Annotated in this window: 21 protein-coding genes and 1 tRNA gene; 17 read left to right on the top strand and 5 right to left on the bottom strand. The window is 70.7% G+C overall.

The window, feature by feature from the left end; translation table 11 throughout:
• Positions 1–3 precede the first annotated feature (3 nt).
• Positions 4–1593, bottom strand: coding sequence for a hypothetical protein (locus tag AB0C26_RS14165; protein ID WP_360246732.1), 1590 nt, complete (start codon positions 1591–1593; stop codon positions 4–6).
• A 132-nt stretch (positions 1594–1725) separates the two neighbouring features.
• Here AB0C26_RS14165 and metG point away from each other — a divergent pair, with 132 nt between their 5' ends.
• A complete protein-coding gene (metG, locus tag AB0C26_RS14160) occupies positions 1726–3519 on the top strand; it encodes a methionine--tRNA ligase (protein ID WP_360246730.1) in 1794 nt (597 codons plus the stop codon).
• Here metG and AB0C26_RS14155 read toward each other — a convergent pair.
• Entirely contained in the window at positions 3516–4550 is a 1035-nt protein-coding gene (locus tag AB0C26_RS14155) for a hypothetical protein (RefSeq protein WP_360246728.1), read from the bottom strand. The two genes, metG and AB0C26_RS14155, sit on opposite strands and share 4 nt — an antisense overlap.
• 70 nt (positions 4551–4620) lie before the next feature.
• Here AB0C26_RS14155 and AB0C26_RS14150 point away from each other — a divergent pair, with 70 nt between their 5' ends.
• Positions 4621–5520 carry a TatD family hydrolase gene (locus AB0C26_RS14150; protein ID WP_360246726.1) on the top strand — a complete coding sequence of 300 codons (900 nt, stop codon included), beginning with the start codon at positions 4621–4623 and terminating at the stop codon, positions 5518–5520.
• On the opposite strand, the gene AB0C26_RS14145 is transcribed toward AB0C26_RS14150, so the two are convergent.
• Complete coding sequence (locus AB0C26_RS14145; RefSeq protein ID WP_360246724.1) at positions 5517–5936, bottom strand: hypothetical protein; 420 nt, start codon at positions 5934–5936, stop codon at positions 5517–5519. The genes AB0C26_RS14150 and AB0C26_RS14145 overlap by 4 nt on opposite strands.
• Before the next feature lie 46 nt (positions 5937–5982).
• Here AB0C26_RS14145 and rsmA point away from each other — a divergent pair, with 46 nt between their 5' ends.
• The 5 genes from rsmA (at position 5983) to AB0C26_RS14120 (ending at position 10748) form a co-directional block, all read left to right on the top strand.
• Positions 5983–6870 carry a 16S rRNA (adenine(1518)-N(6)/adenine(1519)-N(6))-dimethyltransferase RsmA gene (gene rsmA / locus AB0C26_RS14140; RefSeq protein WP_360246722.1) on the top strand — a complete coding sequence of 296 codons (888 nt, stop codon included), beginning with the start codon at positions 5983–5985 and terminating at the stop codon, positions 6868–6870.
• Positions 6867–7445 carry a Uma2 family endonuclease gene (locus AB0C26_RS14135; protein WP_360246720.1) on the top strand — a complete coding sequence of 193 codons (579 nt, stop codon included), beginning with the start codon at positions 6867–6869 and terminating at the stop codon, positions 7443–7445. Before rsmA ends, AB0C26_RS14135 begins: the two co-directional genes overlap by 4 nt.
• Complete coding sequence (locus AB0C26_RS14130; RefSeq protein WP_360246718.1) at positions 7442–8389, top strand: 4-(cytidine 5'-diphospho)-2-C-methyl-D-erythritol kinase; 948 nt, start codon at positions 7442–7444, stop codon at positions 8387–8389. Before AB0C26_RS14135 ends, AB0C26_RS14130 begins: the two co-directional genes overlap by 4 nt.
• An 8-nt stretch (positions 8390–8397) precedes the next feature.
• Positions 8398–10206 (top strand): ABC-F family ATP-binding cassette domain-containing protein, encoded by a 1809-nt coding sequence (locus AB0C26_RS14125; RefSeq protein ID WP_360246716.1) that lies wholly within the window; start codon positions 8398–8400, stop codon positions 10204–10206.
• 65 nt (positions 10207–10271) lie between these two features.
• Complete coding sequence (locus tag AB0C26_RS14120) at positions 10272–10748, top strand: DUF4383 domain-containing protein (protein ID WP_360246715.1); 477 nt, start codon at positions 10272–10274, stop codon at positions 10746–10748.
• Positions 10749–10790: 42 nt separating this feature from the next.
• On the opposite strand, the gene AB0C26_RS14115 is transcribed toward AB0C26_RS14120, so the two are convergent.
• Positions 10791–11393, bottom strand: a complete 603-nt coding sequence (locus AB0C26_RS14115; protein WP_360248221.1) for a TetR/AcrR family transcriptional regulator — start codon at positions 11391–11393, stop codon at positions 10791–10793.
• A gap of 228 nt (positions 11394–11621) precedes the next feature.
• Between AB0C26_RS14115 and AB0C26_RS14110 the strand changes: the two genes are divergently transcribed.
• From AB0C26_RS14110 to cysN, 9 genes are all read left to right on the top strand, one after another.
• Positions 11622–11692: transfer RNA gene (locus tag AB0C26_RS14110), tRNA-Gln, on the top strand.
• A gap of 72 nt (positions 11693–11764) precedes the next feature.
• Positions 11765–13225 carry a bifunctional UDP-N-acetylglucosamine diphosphorylase/glucosamine-1-phosphate N-acetyltransferase GlmU gene (gene glmU / locus AB0C26_RS14105; RefSeq protein WP_360246713.1) on the top strand — a complete coding sequence of 487 codons (1461 nt, stop codon included), beginning with the start codon at positions 11765–11767 and terminating at the stop codon, positions 13223–13225.
• Between the two features lie 360 nt (positions 13226–13585).
• The gene (locus tag AB0C26_RS14100) at positions 13586–14566 is read left to right on the top strand and encodes a ribose-phosphate diphosphokinase (protein ID WP_203768357.1); all 981 of its coding nucleotides are present in this window, start codon (positions 13586–13588) and stop codon (positions 14564–14566) included.
• Positions 14567–14863: 297 nt separating this feature from the next.
• On the top strand, positions 14864–15490 hold the full coding sequence (locus AB0C26_RS14095; protein ID WP_360246711.1) for a 50S ribosomal protein L25/general stress protein Ctc: 627 nt from the start codon (positions 14864–14866) through the stop codon (positions 15488–15490).
• A 94-nt stretch (positions 15491–15584) separates the two neighbouring features.
• On the top strand, positions 15585–16190 hold the full coding sequence (pth, locus tag AB0C26_RS14090; RefSeq protein ID WP_360246709.1) for an aminoacyl-tRNA hydrolase: 606 nt from the start codon (positions 15585–15587) through the stop codon (positions 16188–16190).
• Between the two features lie 140 nt (positions 16191–16330).
• Positions 16331–18214: an exopolysaccharide biosynthesis polyprenyl glycosylphosphotransferase gene (locus AB0C26_RS14085; protein ID WP_360246707.1), complete on the top strand. Its 1884-nt coding sequence runs from the start codon at positions 16331–16333 to the stop codon at positions 18212–18214.
• A 20-nt stretch (positions 18215–18234) separates the two neighbouring features.
• The gene (locus tag AB0C26_RS14080) at positions 18235–19125 is read left to right on the top strand and encodes a 3'(2'),5'-bisphosphate nucleotidase CysQ (protein ID WP_360246705.1); all 891 of its coding nucleotides are present in this window, start codon (positions 18235–18237) and stop codon (positions 19123–19125) included.
• A gap of 57 nt (positions 19126–19182) precedes the next feature.
• The gene (gene cysD, locus AB0C26_RS14075) at positions 19183–20094 is read left to right on the top strand and encodes a sulfate adenylyltransferase subunit CysD (RefSeq protein WP_360246703.1); all 912 of its coding nucleotides are present in this window, start codon (positions 19183–19185) and stop codon (positions 20092–20094) included.
• On the top strand, positions 20094–21392 hold the full coding sequence (gene cysN, locus AB0C26_RS14070; RefSeq protein WP_360246702.1) for a sulfate adenylyltransferase subunit CysN: 1299 nt from the start codon (positions 20094–20096) through the stop codon (positions 21390–21392). Before cysD ends, cysN begins: the two co-directional genes overlap by 1 nt.
• Here the strand turns inward: cysN and AB0C26_RS14065 are convergent.
• Positions 21376–22182: an ATP-binding protein gene (locus AB0C26_RS14065; protein WP_360246700.1), complete on the bottom strand. Its 807-nt coding sequence runs from the start codon at positions 22180–22182 to the stop codon at positions 21376–21378. The two genes, cysN and AB0C26_RS14065, sit on opposite strands and share 17 nt — an antisense overlap.
• Positions 22183–22278: 96 nt before the next feature.
• Between AB0C26_RS14065 and AB0C26_RS14060 the strand changes: the two genes are divergently transcribed.
• A complete protein-coding gene (locus tag AB0C26_RS14060; protein WP_360246698.1) occupies positions 22279–23283 on the top strand; it encodes a LacI family DNA-binding transcriptional regulator in 1005 nt (334 codons plus the stop codon).
• The last annotated feature ends 53 nt before the right edge of the window (positions 23284–23336 follow it).

Genomic DNA, 23336 nt, shown 5'->3' with positions numbered 1-23336 from the left:
CTCTTAGTACGCCGCCGCGAGGAAGCCGGCGAGCAGGGCGAGGGGTCCGGCCAGGCTGAGCAGGATGGCGGCCCGGCGCGCCCGCGCCGACGGCAGCTGACGCGCCCGGGTGACGCCGGCGATGGCGTACCCGCAGAGAAGCACCAGGGCGAAGCCGAGCAGCCAGCGCAGTTGCAGCAGGGCCCCGGTGCCGCCCAGGTAGGCCTGCTGGCTGTCCGGGCTGACCATCTTGGCCGGGGTGACAGCGCCCGGTTGCCGGCCGGTGCCCTCCACGCCGAGCAGGGTCACCCGGGCGATGGTGTAGCTGCCGTCCTCGGCGGTGAACTGGCCGGCGCAGCGCTGGGTGACGCCGGTGCCGGTGCAGACGGTGGTGGTGGCGTGGCCGAGGTCGCCGTGGCCGACGGCGAGCCAGAACGGTTCGGCGCTGACCCAGGCGAAGAAGGCGGCGACCAGGCCCAGAGCGACCAGGGAGACCTGGGCCGAGAGGGGCAGACCGGCCGAGCGGCGGCTGTGCCGGGGCCGGCCGGGAAGGCGGCGGGGCTCCTCGGGCATGACCTCGATCGTGTCGTCGACCCGGTCGTGCCAGAAAGGCGAGTTCTCGAGCCGTTCCAGCCGCGCGTCGGTGGCCGGCGACCCGGTCGGCGGCGGCAGCGGTTCGGTCGGCCGGACATGGGCGCCACCCTGCCGGGGCCGCCGCACAACCGGCGGCCGGGCGGGCGCGGCCCCGGGCTCGAGCGGCACGGTGGGCCGGTTGCGCGCGCTCGGCTCGGGCAGAACCATCACATCCTGATCGGCGGGCGGCGGCGTCACGGTGCCCGGGGCCCGGGCACCGGACGGCCCGGCTTCGGCAGCGGGGGGCGCGGTGGCAGCATCGGCCGCGGGCGACCCGGCCTCGGCACCGGCGGACGCCGGCTCGGCGGCAGCGGGCGGCTGCTCCACTACGGCAGCGGCCGCCTGTGCCGCTGAGCCGGTGGACGGCTGTGTGATGGCGATGTCAGGTTGCTGCCCCACGGCGGCGCCCGGCTGCTCCGCCGCCGTCTCGGCGGACGGGAGAGTGCCGGCGGCCGTCCTCTTGGGGGTGTAACCGGCGGGCGGGCGCAGCGGGTCGTAGCGGTGCGGGTCCGGGCGGTCGTGGTCCCGCTCGACGGCGACGAAACGGGCGACTGCCTCGGCCGGCGGACTGGCCGACGCGACGACGGGCGCCGGGGCGGCCGAGGGTGGGGCCTCGAGGGGCGGGTTCTCGACCGGTGGAAGCAGGGCCGCGGCGGTCGCTGGCGCGGTGAGTTCCGCCGCGGGTGTGGTGGGGCGAGGGGACGCGGTCGGGTCCAGCGCCTCGGCTACGTCCTGGGCGGCGGCCGCGTGGGCGTCGGCTGCCTCGCCGGTGTGTGTCTTCGTGCCTGGTGGCTCGAGGACCCCCGTACCGCCGGAACTCTCTTGGTCCTTGGTGGCGGACGGAGGGCGGCGGCGCGGGTGGCGGGGGCGGGAAGGCCGGTCGGTCTCGCCGCGCCACCAGGCCGCGTCGGGATCGGCGAACGACCACGGGTCGCCCTCGCTGCGCGGCGTTTCCCCAGGCTGTGGCGTGTCTCCGAGCACGTTTCCATTGGACTACGAGGGCGAGCGGTGATCGCGTTCAAATTCGGGCGTGTCGTAATAAATAAGGATCTCGCTGAGGGCGGAGCGAATCCCGTCGCAGTGTGATGGGGCGGCTCACTACGCTTGTACCTCATGAGTCACGTTCTCGCCGCGGTCGCCTGGCCCTATGCCAACGGCCCGCGCCACATCGGTCATGTGTCCGGCTTTGGGGTGCCCTCCGACGTCTTCAGCCGTTACATGCGCATGGCCGGTCACGACGTGCTCATGGTCTCCGGCACCGACGAGCACGGCACGCCCATCCAGGTGCAGGCCGACGCCGACGGGGTGACCCCGCGCGAGCTCGCCGACCGGTACAACCGGGTCATCGTCGAGGACCTGCACGGCCTCGGTCTGTCGTACGACCTGTTCACCCGCACCACCACGCGCAACCACTACGCCGTGGTCCAGGAGCTGTTCGGCGCGCTGCACCGCAACGGCTACATCGTCGCCCGGACGACGCTGGGCGCGAAGTCGCCCTCCACCGGCCGTACGCTGCCCGACCGCTACATCGAGGGCACCTGCCCGATCTGCGGCTACGAGAGCGCCCGCGGCGACCAGTGCGACAACTGCGGCAACCAGCTCGACCCGGAGCAGCTGATCAACCCGCGCTCCAAGATCAACGGCGAGACCCCGGAGTTCGTCGAGACCGAGCACTTCTTCCTCGACCTGCCGGCCTTCGCCGAGGCGATCGGCAACTGGCTCGACCAGCGGGAGAACTGGCGGCCCAACGTCCTGAAGTTCTCCCGCAACCTGCTCGACGACCTCCAGCCCCGGGCCATCACCCGCGACCTGGAGTGGGGCGTGCCGATCCCGCTCGACGGCTGGCGCGACCGCAACGACAAGCGCATCTACGTCTGGTTCGACGCCGTCATCGGCTACCTGTCGGCCTCGATCGAGTGGGCTCGCCGCTCCGGCGACCCCGAGGCGTGGCGCAAGTGGTGGTCGGCCGACGGCGCCGGCAAGGACTCCCTGGCCTACTACTTCATGGGCAAGGACAACATCGTCTTCCACTCGGTGATCTGGCCGGCGCTGCTGCTCGGCTACTCGGGCGAGGGCGACAAGGGCGGCGAGCCGGGCGAGCTGGGCCGGCTCAACCTGCCGACCGAGGTGGTCAGCAGCGAGTACCTGACCATGGAGGGCAAGAAGTTCTCCTCCTCGCGCCGGGTCGTCATCTACGTGCGCGACTTCCTGGAGCGCTACGACGCCGACGCCCTGCGCTACTTCATCGCCGCCGCCGGCCCCGAGTCCAACGACACCGACTTCACCTGGGCCGAGTTCGTCCGCCGCAACAACGACGAGCTGGTGGCCGGCTGGGGCAACCTGGTCAACCGGTCGATCTCGATGGCGGCCAAGAACTTCGGGGCCATTCCCGAGGCCGGCGAGCTGACGGCCGAGGACGAGGCGCTGCTGGCGGTGGCCCGGGCCGGTTTCGGTACGGTCGGTGAGCTGATCGCCAAGCACAGGCAGAAAGCGGCCATCGGCGAGGCGATGAAGGTCGTCGCCGAGGCGAACAAGTACCTCTCCGAGCAGGCGCCCTGGAAGCTGAAGTCCGAGGAGGACAAGCCCCGCCAGGCCACCATCCTGCACGTGGCGCTCCAGGTGGTCAGCGACGCCAACACGATCCTGACCCCGTTCCTGCCGCACTCCGCGCAGAAGGTCTTCGAGCTGCTCGGCGGCGAGGGCGTGCACGCGCCGATGCCGCGCATCGACGAGGTGGACGACCTGGACGGCGGCCCGTCGTACCCGGTCCTGCGGGGCGACTACACGGTCGGCGCCCGCTGGGAGTCCGTCCCGCTGGTCGCCGGCACCCCGCTCAGCGCGCCGAAGCCGGTCTTCAAGAAGCTCGAGCCGTCAGTAGTCGAGGAAGAGCTGGCCCGTCTGGGCTAGAGGGCATAGGGGATGTCGGCGATGTGGTGGTCCGCCAGCTCGCCGACCGGGGCCCAGGCCTCGTACACGCCCCGTTCGTAGCAGCGGGCGCCGGTGTTGTTGAGGGCATCGGCGTCCGGGCGGATCAGGCGCAGCCGGGCCCACGCGTCGTCGCGCTGCAACACCCAGCAGGGCACGCCGCGCCACAGGGCCTGCTCGGCGCGGCGGCTCAGCGTCGACACCGGGTAGCGGGCGGCGCGGGTCAGCGCGCGGACGCGGAACTCGTTCGGCGGATCGGCCACCGCCTCGTACTCCTTGTCCTTGATCGTGCCGACCAGCTTGGCCGAGCCGGGCGTCGTGCAGGGCACGTACTCCCGGTCCGGGCTCACCCCGGGCAGGTTGTCGAGCAGGCCCCGCCAGCGCGGGCCGGCCAGGCGCAGCCACCCGTGCTGCTCCGGCTGATACGTGTAGAGCAGCACCTCCTCGCCGCCCGGCACGTACGCGATGATCTGCGCGTTGGCCGGCATCGGCAGGTCGGCGAAACCGGCGGTGACGTACTCCGGTACAAGATCCTCATTGCTCGGCGTGAAGCCGGTGCCGAGAACCATCGCCCCGACGCGCGAGTGCGCCGGCAGCATCGGCAGCCCCGGCTGGGCCGGCCCGGCCGGCACCTCGTAGTCGATCGGGTCGGTGGCCCGCCAGCGCAGCGCGAACGCCACCTCGTCGTCGGCCGTGCCGTCGGTGCGCAGCAGCGCCAGGTCGCGCGGATCGCTGAGGTGGGCGATGTCGCAGGAGCGGTGGCAGAAGCCGTACGGAAGCCAGCCGCCGAGATGACCGGCGACCTGAGCCGCAGACAGCACCTTGGTCATCCGGGTGCCCCGGTGGATGGCGGCCGTCGCCCGGATCTGGCGCAGCAGCGGGTCGTTGCGGTGGTCGGCCGACTGGGCCATCCGCAGAACCTGCTGCCAGCTGAGGTCGCGGCGCAGCGGTGCGGACAGGGGCGGCTCGAGCGGATCAGAGCCGATCACACTGTCCTCGCCGGTCACAGTCACGGTCAGTGAAGGTAGGGGACACCGGTTGACCCCAGGTGAACAAACGGTGTCGCCCGGGTCCAAGTGCAGAATGTCTCACATGTCAACGTCACCGTCAGAATCCCGCCGGAAGAAGGCCGCCCGGCGCGCCGGCGAGTTCCCCGCCGCCCCGGAACCGCTCGCCGTCCCGGTCTTCGACAGCCACACCCACCTGGACATCACGATCCAGGAGGCGGGCGTGCCCGGAGGTCCCGGCGCCGACCCGGTCGAAGCCCTGATCACCGCGGCGGCCAAGGCGGGCGTCGACCGGATCGTGCAGGTTGGCGTCGACGAGGCGTCCTCCCGCTGGGGCGCCGAACTGGCCGCCCGCCACCCGTCGGTGCTGGCCGCGGTCGCGCTGCACCCCAACGACGCGCCCCTGCTGGCCGACCTGGACGAGTCGCTGCGGGTGATCGAGGCGCTGGCCGCCGAGCCGCGGGTGCGGGGCATCGGCGAGACGGGGCTGGACACGTTCCGTACGGGCGAAGAAGGTCGCGAAGCGCAGGAGAAGAGCTTCCGGGCGCACATCGCCATCGCCAAGCGGTACGGCAAGGCGCTGATCATCCACGACCGGGACGCCCACGACGACGTGCTGCGGGTGCTCGACGCCGAAGGAGCGCCGGACACGGTGGTCATGCACTGCTTCTCGGGCGACGCGGCGTTCGCCGGCGAGTGCGTACGGCGAGGCTTCTACCTGAGCTTCGCGGGCACGGTGACGTTCGCCAGCGCCGGCAACCTGCGCGAGGCGGCCGCGTTGACCCCGCCTGGGCAGATCATGGTGGAGACGGACGCGCCCTACCTGACGCCGGTTCCGCACCGGGGCCGCCCGAACGCCTCGTACCTGATCCCGCTGACGGTCCGGGCCCTGGCCGAAACCCGCGGCGACGACGTGGACGAGCTGTGCGCCGCCATCTCCGCCAACGGCGACCGCGTCTTCGGCCCGTGGAGCTAGTCGACCCAGGCCTTGGCGTTGAGCTCGGTGCCCAGGCGGGCGAGGAGGGCGGCGAATTCACGCGGGGCGGCGTTGATCGGGCCCCGGGAGACGAAGCGGACCGCCCAGCCGTTGCCCTGAGCGATGTTGAACATGCGGAAGCGGACCAGGCTGCCCCGGTCGTCCGGCTCGACCGAGGTGACCCCTCGGTACCACCAGGCGCCCTCGATGGTCACCGAGCGGGCCGCCCGGTCGACCGCCACGGTGATTTTGCTGCCGTCCTGGACGACCTCGAACTGGTCACCGATGTCCGTCTCCTCGATCGTGCCCGTGACGGCGATCGGGGAGCGGCCGCCCGGGCGCACGTCGAGCAGGACCGCGGACACCGCCTCAGGGGTGGCTTCGACCACCCCGCGTAACGCCAGCAACTCGCTCATGGCTCGTTTGTACCCCGCGGCGGCCTTCCCCGTACGCTCTGAACCCATGGCTGACGCACTTCTCGGCCCGGCGGAGATCCGGGACCTGGCCGCCCGTCTCGGCGTGGCGCCGACCAAGAAGCTCGGCCAGAACTTCCTGCACGACCCGAACACGATCCGGCGCATCGTCGCCGCGGCCGGTCTGCGGCCCGACGACGTGGCGCTCGAGGTGGGTCCGGGGCTGGGTTCGCTCACCCTCGGCCTGGTCGGCGCGGTTCGGCACGTGCACGCCGTGGAGATCGATCCAAGGCTGGCCGCCGCGCTGCCGGAGACCGTCTCGGACGCGCACCTGTCCGTGCACCAGGCCGACGCGCTGCATGTGCGGGCCGCGGATTTCGAGCCGGCGCCGACGATGCTCGTGGCCAACCTGCCGTACAACGTGGCGGTTCCGGTGGTTCTGCACCTGCTCGCCGAGCTGCCGACACTGCGCGGCGGCCTCGTCATGGTGCAGAAGGAGGTCGCCGACCGGCTGGTCGCCGGTCCGGGTTCCAAGGTGTACGGGGTTCCGTCGGTGAAACTGGCCTGGTACGCCGAGGCCCGGTCGGCGGGCAAGGTGCCGCCGGCGGTGTTCTGGCCGGTGCCCAATGTGGACTCCGGGCTGGTCGCCTTCAGTGCGCGCACTCCTCCGGGTGACATCGATCGGCCGGCGGTCTTCGCAGTCGTGGACGCGGCGTTCGCCCAGCGGCGCAAGACCCTGCGGGCCGCACTGTCGGGCTGGGCCGGCGGCGCCGACCGGGCCGAGAAGCTGCTGGTGGCGGCCGGGATCAGCCCGCAGGCCCGCGGCGAGTCGCTGACCGTCGAGCAGTTCGCCGCGATCGCCGGGGCGGCGAGACAGTCGCCCTCCGGCGGTAAGCTCAGCCCGACCGACGCACAGGCCGAGGAGGTGGACTCATGAGCGCCGAGCCGACGGGTCATGTCATGTGGTCGCCCGACCCCATCAGGCAGCGTTTGGCCAATCACTACCTCGAGGACGTCCTTGCCCTGCCGGACGACGCCCCCCGTGTCGAGCTCCGCGACGGAGTCATGATCGTGGTCCCTTCCCCGACCTTCGGTCACCAGACCATCGGGAACCTGCTGTGGATGTGGTTCCGGCAGAATGCTCCCGCTGACATGTTCATCCCCGGCACAGCCGTCGGCGTCGCTGTCGGTCTACGGGACAGTCTCGAACCGGATGTCCTGTTGCTGCGGCATCCCGTTCCGACCGTCAATCATTTCTTCCTTCCCGAGCAGGTGGTCATCGCGGTCGAAATCGTCTCGCCCGGTACCAAGCGACGGGATCGATTCGAGAAGCCTTCGGAATATGCGGCGGCAGGTGTCTCGCATTTCTGGCGTATCGAGCAGGATCCGGTCCATGTGTACGCCTACGACCTCGTCGACGGCCGTTATGAGTTGGCTGCCGACTCGGACACCGAGCTGGAGCTCACCATGCCGTTCGAGATCAAGCTTCCTATCCGGGAAATCACTCCGTGACGGAGGCATGGGGGCCGGACGATGACGAGCCGCGGCGGCATCACGGGCCGGTGCGGGTGCGGGTTCCTGCGAAGATCAATCTTCATCTCGGGGTCGGGCCGCTGCGGACGGACGGGTTCCATGAGCTGAACACCGTCTATCACGCGATCAGCCTGTTCGATGAGCTGACGGCGCGGGCCGGGGACACGCTCACCCTCACCATGGAGGGGGAGGGCACCGGCGCGCTGGAGCTGGACGAGAGCAACCTGATCATTCGGGCGGCCAAGGCGCTCGCGGCGCGGACGCGGATGCCCGCGTACGCGCGGTTGCACCTGCGGAAGACCATTCCGCTCGCCGGTGGGCTGGCCGGGGGCAGCGCCGACGCGGCGGCCGCGCTGATCGCCTGTGATCTGCTCTGGGGGACCGGGCTGTCGCGTGACGAGCTGGCCGAGGTCGGTGCCACTCTCGGGTCCGACATTCCCTTCCTTCTGCACGGCGGTACGGCGCTGGGCACCGGGCACGGTGAGACCGTCAGCCCGATCCTGGCCCGGCCCACCACCTGGCACTGGGTCGTCGCCATCGCCGACGGGGGTCTCTCCACGCCGGCCGTCTACCGCAAGCTCGACGAGCTGCGCGACAGTTCCTTCCCGCCGAAGGCGCTGGGCGATCCGGACGAGCTGATGACCGCCCTGCGCCAGCGTGACCCGGCCGTGCTCGGCGCCGCCCTCGGCAACGACCTTCAGCCGGCCGCGCTCGCGCTGCGGCCCGAGCTGACCGAGGTGCTTCAGGCTGGTCAGCGGGCCGGGGCGGTCGCCGGCCTGGTTTCCGGGTCGGGACCCACCTGCGTCTTCCTGGCCACCGACGCGAAGCACGCGGCTCAGGTCGCGGCCGCGATCAACGCGGCCGGGGTGTGCCGGGAGGCGGTCACCGCGCGGGGGCCGATGCCGGGCGCGCGGGTAACCTAGACCGCATCGTGGCAAACATCATCAACCTCGACCGGGTCTCCAAGGGCTACGGCGCCGCCGGTCAGCTGCTCACCGACGTCTCTCTCGGCCTCGACGACGACGCCCGCGTCGGCATCGTCGGCCTCAACGGGGCCGGCAAGTCGACCCTTCTCCGCATGCTCGCCAAGAGCGAGGAACCCGACTCGGGCCGGGTCACCCACCGGCGCGACGTGCGGGTGGCCACCCTTCCGCAGACCTTGACGCTCGCCGCCGAGGCGACCGTGCGCGATGTCGTGCTCGGCACCGCCTGGCTGTCCGAGGGCATGGGCGCCGAGCACGAGTGGGCCGGCGACGCCGGGGTGCGTGCCATCCTCGACGGCCTCGGCATGGGCTATCTCGGCCTCGACACGCCGGTCGGCCCGATGTCCGGTGGCGAGCGCCGCCGGGTCGCGCTGGCCGCGCTGCTCGTGCGCGAGAGCGACCTGCTGATCCTCGACGAGCCCACCAACCACCTCGACGTGGCCGGTGTCGACTGGCTCGCCCGCTACCTGCTGTCGACCCACCGCGGCGCGCTCGTCGTGGTCACCCACGACCGCTGGTTCCTCGACGCGGTCTGCACGGCGACCTGGGAGGTCGTCGACGAGCAGGTGCACACGTACGAGGGTGGCTACGCCGCCTGGACCCTGGCCCGGGCCGAGCGGCAGCGGGTCGCCGCCGTCGTCGAGGCCCGGCGGCAGAACCTCCTGCGCAAGGAGATCGCCTGGCTGCGGCGGGGCCCGCCGGCCCGTACGTCGAAGCCGCAGTTCCGCATCGACGCCGCGAACGCGCTGATCGCCGACGTGCCGCCGGTGCGTGACACCGTGAGCCTGCAGAAACTGGCCACCAGCCGGCTCGGCAAGCAGGTGTACGACCTCGAGGACGTGACCCTCAACGCCGGCCCCAAGCCGATCTTCAAGGGCCTGACCTGGCAGGTCGGGCCGGGTGACCGGTTCGCCATTCTGGGCGCCAACGGCGCCGGCAAGACCACGCTGCTGCGCCTGCTGGCCGGGGTCACCAAGCCGGACGGCGGGCGCCTGGTCACCGGCTCGACCGTGCGGGCCGCCTTCCTGTCGCAGGAGCTCAAGGAGCTGCCGGGCGAGCTGCGCCTGCTCGAGGCGGTCGAGGAGGTCGCCAAGCGGGTCAAGCTCGGCGACCGGGAGCTGTCGGCCGGTCAGCTGGCCGAGGTGTTCGGTTTCACCGACAAGCGGATCTGGACGCCGGTCAGCGACCTGTCCGGCGGTGAGCGCCGGCGGCTGCAGCTGCTGCGCCTGCTCGCCACCGAGCCGAACGTGCTGCTGCTCGACGAGCCGACGAACGACCTCGACACCGACACCCTGGCCGCGCTGGAGGACCTGCTCGACTCCTGGCCGGGCACGATGATCGTGGCCAGCCACGACCGCTACCTGGTCGAGCGGGTCACCGACACCGCGTACGGGATGTTCGGCGACGGCCGTCTGGTGCACCTGCCCGGTGGCATCGACGAATACCTGTCGCGGGCCGCGTCCGGCCTGGGCCCGGCGGCGGGCGTGGCCACCGGCGTACCGCAGAAGAGCGCGGAAAGCGCGAGTGGCCTCTCCGCGGCCGAGGTGCGCCAGGCTCGCAAGGACCTGGCCAAGCTGGAACGGCAGCTGGCCAAGCTCGACGAGCGCGTGCTGAAGATCAACGAAAGCCTGGCTCAGCACGGCAGCGACTACGGCAAGATCGTAGAGTTGGACGCGCAGCTCAAATCGGTACAAGAGGAGCGCGCCGCGGTCGAGGAGGCCTGGTTGGAGCTCGCGGAGCAGGTGCCCGGTAACTGATCCGGGGGGTGTGCCTGCGCCGCTTGACCGGGATACGCGAGAATCGGCGTGTACAACACCTGACCTTGGAGACGGACACCATGGCGCACACCCCGGTAAACCACCCGCTGCGGCCGCTGTACCGCGCGCTCGGCCTCCTGGTCGGCGCGTACCTCGTGGTGTTCGCGATCGTCGGGTTCATCCAGACCTCCGGCGAGAGCTTCACCGGTGACAACACCGAGCGGGCCCTCGGGCAGGGCACCAACCTGCTGTGGTCGATCATCTCGCTGATCCTGGGCGCGATCGTCCTGGCCACCAGCGCGATCGGCCGCAACCTCGACGTCGAGGCCGACAAGTACGTCGGCTGGACGCTGCTGGTGATCGGCAGCTACGAGCTGGCCGCCAGCCGTACCGACGCCAACTTCTTCGGCTTCACGGTGTCCACGGTCGTCGTCACCTACCTGGCCGGCGTCATCCTCATCACCGCCGGTCTGTACAGCAAGGTGGCCGCGCCCAGCAAGGCCGGCGCCCCGCGCCAGGTGCGCGAGGGCCGTACCGCCTGATCTTCGCCGGAACAGAAGGCCCGCCGATCGGCGGGCCTTCTGTCATTTCACCTTGCGGGTGATCAGGGCCGGTTTCGGCTCGAGGTTGGACAGGCCGTTCCAGGCCAGGTTGACCAGGTGGGCCGCGACCATCTCCTTCTTCGGCTTGCGGGCCTCACGCCACCACTGGCCGACCAGCGCCACCATGCCGACCAGCGCCTGCGAGTAGAGCTCGGCGAATTTCGGGTCGAGGCCGCGGCTGCGGAACTCGTCGCCCAGGATGTGCTCCACCTGGTGGGCCACGTCGTTCATGACACTGGAGAAGGTGCCGGCCGGGGCGAGCACCGGCGACTCGCGCACCAGCACCCGGAAGCCGTGCGGCTCGTCCTCGATGTAGTCGAGCAGGGCCAGCGCGGCCTGTTCCAGCAGTTCGCGCGGGTGGCCCGCGGTCAGCGCGGCCGTGATCCGGTCGAGCAGGGCGCGGACCTCGCGGTCGACGACCACCGCGTACAGCCCCTCCTTGCCGCCGAAGTGCTCGTAGACCACCGGCTTGGAGACCTTGGCCCGGGCCGCCACCTCTTCCACGCTGGTCGCGTCGAAGCCACGCTCGGCGAACAACTGGCGGCCGATCGCGATCAGCTGCTCCCGCCGCTGCGCGGCCGACATGCGGACCCGGGGGGCCGCCGGCGGCCGCTGGCGGCGGGTGCGGGGGCGCTCGTCGTCGAGGGGATCCGTCACCCGGCCATCCTGCCAGCCTGTCAAGTCTTCAGTCCGGTCAAGGGCGGTGGCGGGGCGGTCGGATGGGGACTGTCGGGATTGCGGCCGATGAGCATCGCGAGCGTGCCGCTAAGATGTGACCGGTGGATGGATCCCCAGTGGGAAAAGTCCGAATGGTCCCGGATCGTCTAATGGTAGGACCGCGGCTTTTGGTGCCGTTTATAGGGGTTCGAATCCTCTTCCGGGAGCAGTCTCTCCGCGGCTGTGTTTGGCGCCGCCTCTCTGCGTAAATCTCTCTACTGCGAGCAATGGAGTACCGCGTGAGCCAGGCCCCTCGTCGTACCGTCGTCGTTCTTGCCGCCGGTGAAGGTAAGCGGATGAAGTCCGCGACGCCCAAGGTCCTGCACCCGATGCTGGGCCGCACCCTGGTCGGGCACGTGCTGGCCGCCGCCGAGCCGGCCGGCGCCGAGCAGGTGATCGTCGTCGTCGGCCACAAGGCCGACCAGGTCAAAGCGCACCTCACCGAGATCGCCCCGAGCGCCGTGCCGGTGCTGCAGGCCGAGCAGAACGGCACCGGTCACGCGGTGCGCATCGCCCTCGAGGCCGTGCCCGAGGCGACCGGAACGGTCGTCGTGCTCAACGGTGACGTGCCCCTGCTGCGCCCCGAGACGGTGTCCAACCTGATCGAGGCGCACGAGGCCGGTGAGCGCGGCGCGACCGTGCTGGCGGCCGAGGTGCCCGACCCGACCGGCCTGGGCCGCATCGTGCGCGACGCCGCCGGCAACCTGGAGCGCATCGTCGAGGAGCGCGACGCGTCGGCCGAGGTCAAGGCGATCCGCGAGATCAACGCGGGCATCTACGCGTTCGACGTGGTTTCCCTGCGCGAGGCGCTTTCGAAGCTGTCCACCGACAACGACCAGGGCGAGGAATACCTCACCGACGTCTTCGGCCTGCTGGCCTCGGCCGGCGACCCGGTCGGCGTCTTCGTGGCGCCCGACGCGCAGGAGACGCTGGGCTGCAACGACCGGGCCGAGCTGGCCAAGCTGCGGGCCCTGCTGCGTGACCGGGTGAACGAGGCGTGGATGCGCCGCGGGGTGTCGATCCTCGACCCGTCGACGACCTGGATCGACGTGACGGTGACGCTCGAGCCGGACGCCGAGATCGACCAGAACTCGCAGCTGCTCGGGGCCACCACTGTGGCCGCCGGGGCGATCGTGGGCCCGGACACGACGCTCATCGACACGACAGTGGGCGCGGGCGCGGTGGTCCTGCGTACCCACTCGATCGGCGCCCAGGTCGGCGACGAGGCGACGGTCGGCCCGTTCTCGTTCCTGCGCCCGGGCACCCGGCTGGGCCGCAAGGCCAAGGTCGGCGGCTTCGTCGAGACCAAGAACGCCGAACTCGGCGACGGGGCCAAGGTGCCGCACCTGTCGTACGTGGGTGACGCCACGATCGGCGCCAAGTCCAACATCGGCGCGGGCACGATCTTCGCCAACTACGACGGCGTCAACAAGCACCACACGACCGTCGGCGAGGCCGCGTTCGTCGGCTCCGACTCGGTGCTGATCGCGCCGGCCACGATCGAGCCGGGTGCGTACGTGGCCGCGGGCAGCGCGATCTCGGGCACGGTGCCGGCGGGCAGCCTGGCCGTGACCCGGGCGCCGCAGCGGGCCGTGGAGGGCTGGGTGGCGCGCCGCCGGGCCGGCACGGTGTCGGCCGAGGCGGCCGAGCGCTTCGAGGCGGCCCAGGCCGGCGAGGGTGAGATCTCCGAGGCGGAGTAAAGAGGCTTGAGACGTACGGCCCGGGCGGCATCCGCCCGGGCCGTCGCTGTGCAAAGTCCGGGCGGTTCCTGTGCAAAAAGCGAACGCCGTGCGGCCGTGCGGTAACTAGGGGAGGCTGGTGGGTACACCGGCCGGTGGCGGCTATCCGACAGGACGGTCCGTCGGCGCGCTCGAACGGTGATGATCCAGGTGCGCTCGGTGGTGCGGTAACGGCCGGGTGAACCCGTTCTGACCAGGAGTGATCCGCTGGGGGTGAGGCATCCCACCCGGTGCCCGCGTAACGTGGCGCTTCGGTGGCCCCGGGGGATACTTCACTCGATCACATCCCCACCCCCTCGATCCAACGGGAGTAGCGAGCCGATGGGCAGCATCGTCGCGGAGAACCGTAAGAGTCTGATGCTTTTCTCCGGACGTGGTTTCCCGGAGCTGGCGGACGAGATCGGCCAGGTGCTCGGCGTCGCGCCGACCCCCGCCGACTCGTACGAGTTCGCCAACGGTGAGATCTTCGTCCGGTTCAAGGACTCGGTCCGTGGTTCGGACGCGTTCGTCGTGCAGTCGGTGACCGAGGGCGTCAACCGCTGGGTCATGGAAACCCTCATCATGATCGACGCGCTGAAGCGCGGGTCGGCCAAGCGCATCACCGTGGTGCTGCCGTTCTACCCGTACTCGCGGCAGGACAAGAAGCACCGCGGCCGCGAGCCGATCTCGGCCCGCCTGGTGGCCGACCTGCTGAAGACCGCGGGTGCCAACCGGATCCTCACGGTCGACCTGCACACGGCGCAGATCCAGGGGTTCTTCGACGGTCCGGTGGACCACCTGTTCGCGATGGACATCCTGGCCGAGCACGTGCAGAAGAAGTACGCGGGCCGGCCGATGACAGTGGTCGCGCCCGATTCAGGTCGCGTGCGCGTGGCCGAGCGGTGGACCGACCGGCTGGGCGGCTGCCCGCTGGCGTTCATCCACAAGACCCGTGACCCGCTCAAGCCCAACCAGGTCGTGGCCAACCGGGTGGTCGGCGAGGTCGAGGGCCGGGTCTGCCTGATCGTCGACGACATGATCGACACCGGCGGCACGATCACCAAGGCGGCCGACATCCTCTGGGACGAGGGCGCGGCCGACGTGATCGTGGCCTCGACGCACGCCCTGCTCTCCGACCCGGCGACCGAGCGGCTGAAGAACAGCCGGATCAGCGAGCTCGTGGTGACGAACACGTTGCCGCTGCCGCCGGAAAAGCGGCTCGACAAGATCACTGTGTTGTCCATCGCCCCGCTGCTGGCCCGGGCGATCCGTGAAGTCTTCGACGACGGCTCCGTGACCACGCTTTTCGGTGGCCTGAGCTGAAACCTCTTCCGGGTGAAGTTCGCACGGAGCGGCGCAGCGGACCGGACCCGCTGAGGAGTGCGCTCAGGCTGTGGGTAAGATAGTGCGGTTGCCACGGCGAGGGTGCCCCGCGGTCTGCTGAGGTTCGCAGCCATTCGGGGGCACCGTCATCGACGCGGTGCTCCGGGCCTGTGCCCAGCGCGCCCCCTTGCCCGGCAGCGCCGACGACGGCCTCCAGCACTTTCCGGTGGCCGATCAGCACTGCCGCAGCCCGCCGACTTAGACGCAGCCCGATCGAAGAGTTTCAGGAGTTTCCCCGTGTCCGAGGTAAAGATCAGCGCCGAGCCCCGCACCGAGTTCGGCAAGGGTGGTGCCCGTCGCACGCGCCGGGCCGGTTTGGTGCCCGCCGTGCTTTACGGCCACGGCGAGAAGCCGCAGCACATCGCGCTGCCGGCCCGTGAGTTCGCCGCCGCGATCCGGCACGGCGGTCTCAACCAGGTTTTCACCATCGACATCCAGGGCGCGTCCGCCGCGACGCTCGCCCTGCCCAAGGCGATCCAGCGTGACCCGATCAAGGACACGTACGAGCACGTGGACCTGATCATCGTCAAGCGCGGCGAGAAGGTCCAGGTCGACGTTCCGATCAACCTGACCGGCGAGGCCGCCCGCAACACGCTCGTCGTGCACGAGTCCAACACCCTCGCCGTCGTGGCCGACGCGCTGCACCTGCCGAGCGGCCTCGACGTCTCGATCGAGGGCCTCGAGGCCGGCGCGCAGGTCACCGCCGGCGACGTGACCCTGCCGAACGGCGTCGAGCTGGCCGTCGAGCCCGACTTCGTGCTGGCGATCGTCTCGCAGGCGCAGACCGCCGAGCAGCTTGAGGGCGAGTCGGCCGAGGGCGCCGAGGCGTCGGCCGAGGGCGAAGAGGCTCCCGCCGCGGAGTAACAAAGTTCGGGCTGTGATCGGGGAAAGTGCCATGGCACTTTCCCCGAATTGCGTTGTCTTCAGTCCGATCTAGGGCGGCGGGCGGGGCGGTCGGATGGATGTGGGGAGAAACGTGACTGAGGACGCGCCGTGGCTGGTCGTCGGGCTGGGTAACCCGGGCAAGGAGTACGCCGGGAACCGTCACAACGTGGGCTTCATGGTGGTCGATCTGCTGGCGTCCCGGGTGGGGGCCAAGTTCGGCCGGTCCAAGCGTGCGCAGGGCGAGGTGGCCGAGGGACGGCTGGGCTTCGGCGGTCCCAAGCTGGTGCTCGTCAAGCCGCTGACCTTCATGAACCTGTCCGGCAACGCGGTGGTCTCGCTGGCCCAGTTCTTCAAAGTGCCGGTGTCGAACGTGATCGCCGTGCACGATGAGCTTGATGTGCCTTTCGGTCAGGTACGGGCTAAGCGTGGCGGTGGTGAGGGTGGCCACAACGGTCTGCGATCCATGTCGAAATCGCTGTCGAGCAAGGAGTACGCCCGGGTCCGTTTCGGGGTCGGCCGTCCGCCCGGACGGCAGGATCCGGCGGATTTCGTGCTCTCCGACTTCTCCGGCGTGGAACGCAAGGAGCTGGACTTCCTCATCGACCGGGCGGCCGACGTGGTGGAGGCGATCGTCCTCGAAGGCGTGGAGTGGGCGCAGAACAAATACCACGGCGGTTGATCTCACGGGGCTGGAACGGATAGATCATTTGGGCGGTTTTGTCCGCCTCGCGGTCCCGTGACGCCTTCCGCCGTCCGTCCGTTGGTCACACGTACGCACCGGTTCGGTGCGTTTTGACCGGCGTACGGGGGAGGATTGGTATGCGGCAGGACCTGTCCGCGCACCAGGAGTCGGTGCTCACCGAGCCGACCGTGCTGCTGCCGACGGTGCTGCTCGAGGAGGGCCAGCCGCCGGAAGAATACGGCGAGGCCAACCATCCGCCGGCCAACCGCGGGCCGCACCCCGGGATCCGCAAGGCCAACTCGAAGATCCCGGCCCCCGTGGTGCCGCTGAGCCCGCCGCCCGCCGGCGCGGGCTCGCGCTCCCGCACGGAGTGGCCGGTGAACTCGGCCACGAAGCCGGCCCGGAAGCCCGCCCAGGCGCCGGCGGAGGCGGGTGGCGAAGGGAAGGTTCGGGCGCCCAAGCCGGGCAACGCCCCGCCCCGCGCGGGACGGGAAGCGGCCGACCCCGGGCGGAACCAGGCGATCGACCGGCACTGGTCGCAGCGGCGCAACCGTTCGGCCGCGGCCCGGCCCGCGGCGCGGCCTTTCCTGCGGATCCGGGGCCGGCACGCGGCGATGTCCCGGCGGCAGCGCTGGGAGCGCAGCTACGTCCGCTCGCTGGTGCTGTGTGACCTGCTGGCCGGCACCGCGGCCGGCGTCACCGCCTTCGGGCTGCGCTTCGGCGACGAGGTGACCACCTACAACCGCGCCTACATCCTGCTCTCGGCTTTCCTGCCGGTCCTGCTGCTGGTCGTGCTCGCCGTGTCGCGGGCCTACGAGCGGCGCTATCTCTTCGTCGGGACCGACGAATATCAGCGCGTGCTCCGCGGCGGGGTCGGCCTGATCGCGGGGGCGGCCCTGGTGTCGTACGCCCTCGATCTCGATCTGGCCCGCAGCTATGTCCTGGCCGCCCTGCCGACGGCGATCGGCGCCTCGGCGGTGCTGCGTTTCGCGTTGCGCAAGCGGCTGCATCTGGCCCGCGCCCGGGGCGAGAACCTGCGCCGGGTGATCCTGGTCGGCCACGAGCTGTCGATCATCGGGATGGCCCGGCAGCTGCGGCGGGAGCGCTACCACGGGCTCGAGGTGGTCGGCGCCTGCCTGCCGCCGGGCCACGACGGCGCCGGGGTCAACGGCCTGGTCGTCTACGGCACGTTCGACGACGTGGCCGCCGCGGTCGAGCAGGCCGACGCCGACACCGTGGTGGTGCTGAGCTGCCCCGAGCTCGACGGCGAGCAGCTGCGGCGGCTGGCCTGGCGGCTCGAGCGGGACGAGGTCGACCTGGTGGTGGCCAGCGCCCTGGTCGACGTGGCCGGCGCCCGGACCACGATCCGGCCCTTCGACGGGCTGCCGATGCTGCACGTCGAGCATCCCCGTCTGCACGGCGGGTCGCGGCTGGTCAAGGAGGCGGTGGACCGGCTCGGCGCGCTGGCCCTGCTGGTGCTCTTCGGGCCGCTGCTGCTGGGCGTCGCACTGTGTGTGCGGGTCACCTCGCGCGGGCCGGTACTCTTTCGTCAGGTGCGGGTGGGTCGTGACGGCAGTCACTTCCGCATCTACAAGTTCCGCAGCATGTATGTCGATGCCGAGGCCCGCCTGGCCGAGCTGAAGCATCTCAACGAGCACGACGGCGTGCTCTTCAAGATTCGTGATGATCCGCGGGTCACCCCGGTCGGGCGATATCTGCGCCGGTTCTCCCTGGACGAGCTGCCTCAGCTGCTCAACGTGGTGCTGGGGCAGATGTCCCTGGTGGGGCCGCGTCCGCCGCTGCCGGCCGAGGTCGCGGCGTACGCCGACGACGTGCGGCGCCGGCTCGCCGTCAAGCCGGGCATGACGGGCCTGTGGCAGGTATCCGGACGTTCGGATCTACCGTGGGAGGAAGCGGTCCGGCTGGACCTGCGCTATGTGGAGAACTGGTCCCTCAGTTTGGACCTCGTCATCCTGTTGCGCACGATGACGGCTGTGGTGCGGTCGTCCGGGGCGTACTGAATCAATGGGGAGACAAGAGCATGGGCGAGCGGACAGAGACGTCGGCGCGCGTGACTTCGCAACGGGAGACCCTGGACCTGGGCCACGCGCCGGTGACCGACGGCGCCTTCGCCCGCTGGCTGGCCGACAAGGCCGGCCAGGTGCTGCTTCGGGTGCGCGACGAGATGGGGTACGGCGACGCCGCCGCCCTCAAGGCGGCCGGCGACAAGGCCGCGCACGACCTGATGCGGGCCGAGCTCGCGCGGTGGCGCCCGGCCGACGCGGTGCTGTCCGAGGAGGACGACCACGCGCGGGCGGCCTGGCGTGACGGCGAGCCGGGCAGCGTACGCCCGGAGCGGCTGAGCGCGGGCCGGGTCTGGATCGTCGACCCGCTCGACGGCACCCGCGAGTTCTCCGAGGAGGGCCGATCCGACTGGGCCGTGCACGTGGCTCTCTGGACGGCCGACTGCGGGAGCCCGGCCTGCCTGGCCGCGGGCGCGGTCGCGATGCCCGCGCAGCACCGGACGATCGCCACCGACCACGCGCCGGCCTACCCGCCGCTGCCGCTGGAGTCGGCGACGGGCGGGCCGATCCGGATCGCGGCCAGCCGGACCCGGCCGCCGGCCTTCGTCACGGCCCTGGCCGAGGAGCTCGGGGCCGAGCTGGTGCCGATGGGCTCGGCCGGCGTCAAGATCGCCGCAGTGATCAACGGCGACGCCGACGCGTACGTGCACGCCGGCGGACAGTACGAGTGGGACTCGGCCGCGCCGGTCGCTGTGGCGCTGGCCACGGGTTTGCACGCTTCCCGTATCGACGGTTCTACGCTGAGATACAACGAGGCCGACCCTAAGTTGCCGGACCTGGTGGTGTGCCGTAAGGATCTCGCTCCTCGGTTACTTGCAGCGTTGCAGCGTCACCTTCCGTCACAATGACGGTTCCCCCTAGGTAACACTCTCAACCGCAAGCCCCGGAAAGGTCTGGATACCACCATGAGCCAGACGAAGCCGTACCGCGTCTCGCATCTGGATGCCCTCGAAGCCGAGGCCATCTTCGTGATGCGCGAGGTGATGGCCGAGTTCGAGCGTCCCGTCCTGCTCTTCTCGGGTGGCAAGGACTCGATCGTCATGCTGCGGCTGGCCGAGAAGGCCTTCGCCCCGGCCCGCATCCCCTTCCCCGTCATGCACGTCGACACCGGGCACAACTTTCCCGAGGTGCTGGACTACCGCGACACCCGGGTCGCCACCCTCGGCCTCAATCTCGTGGTGGCTAGCGTCCAGGAGGCGATCGACACCGGCCTGGTCCGCGAGCTGCCCGACGGCACCCGCAACCGCATCCAGACCCCGGTGCTGCTGGCCGCCGTCGAGAAATACCGCTTCGACGCCCTGTTCGGCGGCGCCCGTCGCGACGAGGAGAAGGCGCGCGCCAAGGAGCGCATGTTCAGCTTCCGCGACGAGTTCGGCCAGTGGGACCCGAAGAACCAGCGTCCCGAGCTGTGGGCGCTCTACAACGGCCGGCACCACCCGGGCGAGTCGATCCGGGTGTTCCCGCTCTCCAACTGGACCGAGCTGGACATCTGGCACTACATCGCCAAGGAGCAGGTCCCGCTGCCGAGCATCTACTACGCGCACGACCGTGAGGTCGTCGAGCGCAACGGGATGTTCTACGCGGTGAACGAGTTCATCCAGCTCCGGGACGGCGAGACCTCCGAGGTGCGCCGCGTCCGCTACCGCACGGTGGGCGACGCCTCGCAGACCGCCGCCGTGCTCTCCGAGGCCGACACGGTGGAAAAGGTGATCGACGAGGTCGCCGCGACCCGGATCACCGAGCGGGGCGCGACCCGCGGTGACGACAAGGTCAGCGAGGCCGCGATGGAAGACCGCAAGCGAGAGGGTTACTTCTGATGAGTCAGGCCGTCCTGGACACCGAGACGGCGCCCGCGGCGCGCATGGACCTGCTGCGGTTCGCCACCGCGGGCAGCGTGGACGACGGGAAGTCCACCCTGATCGGGCGTCTCCTGTACGACACCAAGACGATCTTCGCCGACCAGTTGGAGGCCGTCGAGGCGGCCAGCGCGTCGCGCGGCGACGAGTACACCAACCTGGCGCTGCTCACCGACGGCCTGCGGGCCGAGCGCGAGCAGGGCATCACCATCGACGTGGCGTACCGCTACTTCGCCACCCCGCGGCGCAAGTTCATCATCGCCGACACCCCGGGGCACATCCAGTACACCCGGAACATGGTCACCGGCGCCTCGACCGCCGACCTGGCGCTGATCCTGGTCGACGCCCGTAAGGGCCTGGTCGAGCAGTCCCGCCGGCACGCGTTCCTGACGTCGCTGCTGCGGGTGCCGCACCTGGTGCTCTGCATCAACAAGATGGACCTGGTCGACTGGGACAAGGCGGTCTACGACCGGATCGCCGACGAGTTCACCTCGTTCGCGGCCAAGCTCGAGATCACCGACCTGACGATCATCCCGGTGTCGGCGCTCAACGGCGACAACATCGCGTCGCGGTCGGAGAACAGCCCCTGGTACGACGGGCCGTCGCTGCTGCACCACCTGGAGCACGTGCACATCGCCAGCGACCGCAACCTGGTCGACGTGCGCTTCCCGGTGCAGTACGTGATCCGCCCGCAGTCGACCACGGTCACCGACTACCGCGGCTACGCCGGTCAGGTCGCCTCCGGTGTGCTCAAGCCGGGCGACGACGTGATGGTGCTGCCGTCCGGTCTGACCAGCAAGATCGCGGCGATCGACACCGCCGACGGTCCGGTCGACGAGGCGTTCCCGCCCATGTCGGTCACGGTCCGGCTGGCCGACGAGATCGACATCTCGCGCGGCGACCTGATCTGCCGCCCGCACAACGCGCCGGCGGTCGCCCAGGACATCGAGGCGATGGTCTGCTGGATGGACGAGTCGGCGCCGCTGCGCGTCGGCGGCAAGTACGCCATCAAGCACACCACCCGGTCGGCCCGGACGGTCGTGCGCGGTCTTCAGTACCGGCTGGACGTCAACACCCTGCACCGGGACGAGGCGGCGGGCGAGCTGAAGCTCAACGAGATCGGCCGGGTGCGCCTGCGTACCACCGTGCCGCTGCTCGCCGACGAGTACCGGCGCAACCGCACCACCGGCGGTTTCATCCTGATCGACGAGAGCACCAACCGTACGGTCGGCGCCGGAATGATCATCGAGGCTCAGTAGCGGCCCGAGGCGGCTGGAGCGTTGCCCACACCACCTTGCCGGTGCGGGTGGGCAACGCGCCCCAGGCCACGGCCGTCTCCATGACGAGCCGGAGCCCCAGCCCGCGCTGGTCCAGGGGCCGGCCGCGACGGATCCGGGCCGGCTTGATCAGGCGCGGCATCTCGGGGGACCGGTCGGCCACGCACACGTGCAGTCCCCGGCCACGCAGGCTGACCATCACCGTCATCTCGCTGCGGGCGTGCTCGACCGCGTTGGTGACCAGTTCCGAGGTGACGGTGCGGCTCGGGTGCAGCAGGTGGGCCAGGCCCCAGGCCAGGCAGGCGTCGCTGACCAGGTTGCGGGCGGCGCTGGGCGCCTCCGGTTCGGGGGGCAGGGTCAGCATCAGGCGTTCGACCAGCGGCAGGCGGCTCGCGATGGCGACCCGGGCCTGGCGCACCTTGGCGTAGACGGGCAGGAACCGCGGGGCGCCGAGGCGCTGCATCCTGTCGGCCAGGGGCAGATCGGGCGGGATGCACAGGGCCAGCTGAACCGGCGGGTCCATCTTGGCCGCCATGTCGCGGGCGGTCATCCAGGCCGGTGCGGAGCGCCCGGACGGGTCGTCGAGCCCGGTCAGGTCGACGATGAGCGCCTCGGGATGTTCGGCCAGGCATTTGCGCAGGGTCACGCTGGCCGTCTGCCAGAGCTCCTTGTCCCAGACACCGTCGACGGTGAGGAGCGCGACGGCGGCGTCGACGTCGCTCTCGATGCGGACGGACGCGGGAACCGGCAGACACGCTGCGCTCATGGACATGACGTCACGGTAACCGCGAACGCAGATCGACTAGTCGGGCCTTAGCTCCGCCGGGTGATCGGACTTAAGTACTGCAACGTTGTATAGTCCACATTCGTGCCGCCGGGCCTCAAGGATGTCGCCGCGCGGGCCGGTGTGTCGATCAAGACGGTCTCCAATGTCGTCAACGGTTATGTGCACGTGGCCCCGGCCACGCGCGCCCGGGTGCAGGCCGCCATCGAGGCGCTCGGCTACGTGCCCAACATGGCCGCCCGTCAGCTGCGCAGCGGCCGTTCCGGGGTGATCGCCCTGGCCGTGCCCGAGCTCCAGTCGCCCTACTTCGCCGAGATCGCGGGCCTGATCGTGCAGGCGGCCGAACAGCGTTCCTGGACCGTCCTGATCGACCAGACCGACGGGCACGCGGAGCGTGAGCGCAACCTGGTCGCCGGTCTGCGCCGGCACGCCATCGACGGGCTCATCTTCAGCCCCTTGGCCCTGGCCGGCGAGGAGCTGGCCGTCGAGAGCGGGACCCCGATGGTGCTGCTCGGCGAGCGGGTGTGGCACGGTCCGGCCGATCACGTGGCGATAGACAACACCGCGGCCGCGGCCGACGCGACCCGGCATCTGCGCTCGCTGGGCCGCCGGCGCATCGCCGCGATCGGCGTGCAGGACAGCCCCTCGGCCGTGACCTCGCACCAGCGGCTGGCCGGCTACCGGTCGGTGCTGGCCGAGGCCGGGCTGGAGAGCGTCGAGACGCCGGTGGAGAGCTTCCACCGGGCCGACGGCGCGGCCGCGATGGCCCGTTTGCTGGACGAGGGCGAGCCGCCGGACGCGGTCTTCTGCTTCAACGACCTGCTCGCCCTCGGTGCCATTCGCACGCTGCTGGAACGTGGCCTGAGCGTGCCCGGCGACGTCGCCGTGATCGGCTTCGACGACATCGAGGACGGCCGGTTCTCGACGCCGACGCTGAGCACCATCGCGCCGGACGCCCCGCGGATCGCCCAGCTCGCCGTCGACCTGCTGGCCGAGCGGCTCGGCGACGGCCCGGCCGCCTCCGGCGCGCCGCGGGAGCTGCGCGTCGACCACCGTTTGGTGGTCCGCGAGAGCACCACCGTCGGGTAACAAGTTACAGCCATATTTCGCAACGTCGACCGCGGTCTCTTTACAACGATGAA

The organism is Actinoplanes sp. NPDC048796 (assembly GCF_040650035.1).
Taxonomy (GTDB): Bacteria; Actinomycetota; Actinomycetes; order Mycobacteriales; family Micromonosporaceae; genus Actinoplanes.
This window is presented reverse-complemented; position numbering and strand designations above follow the sequence as displayed.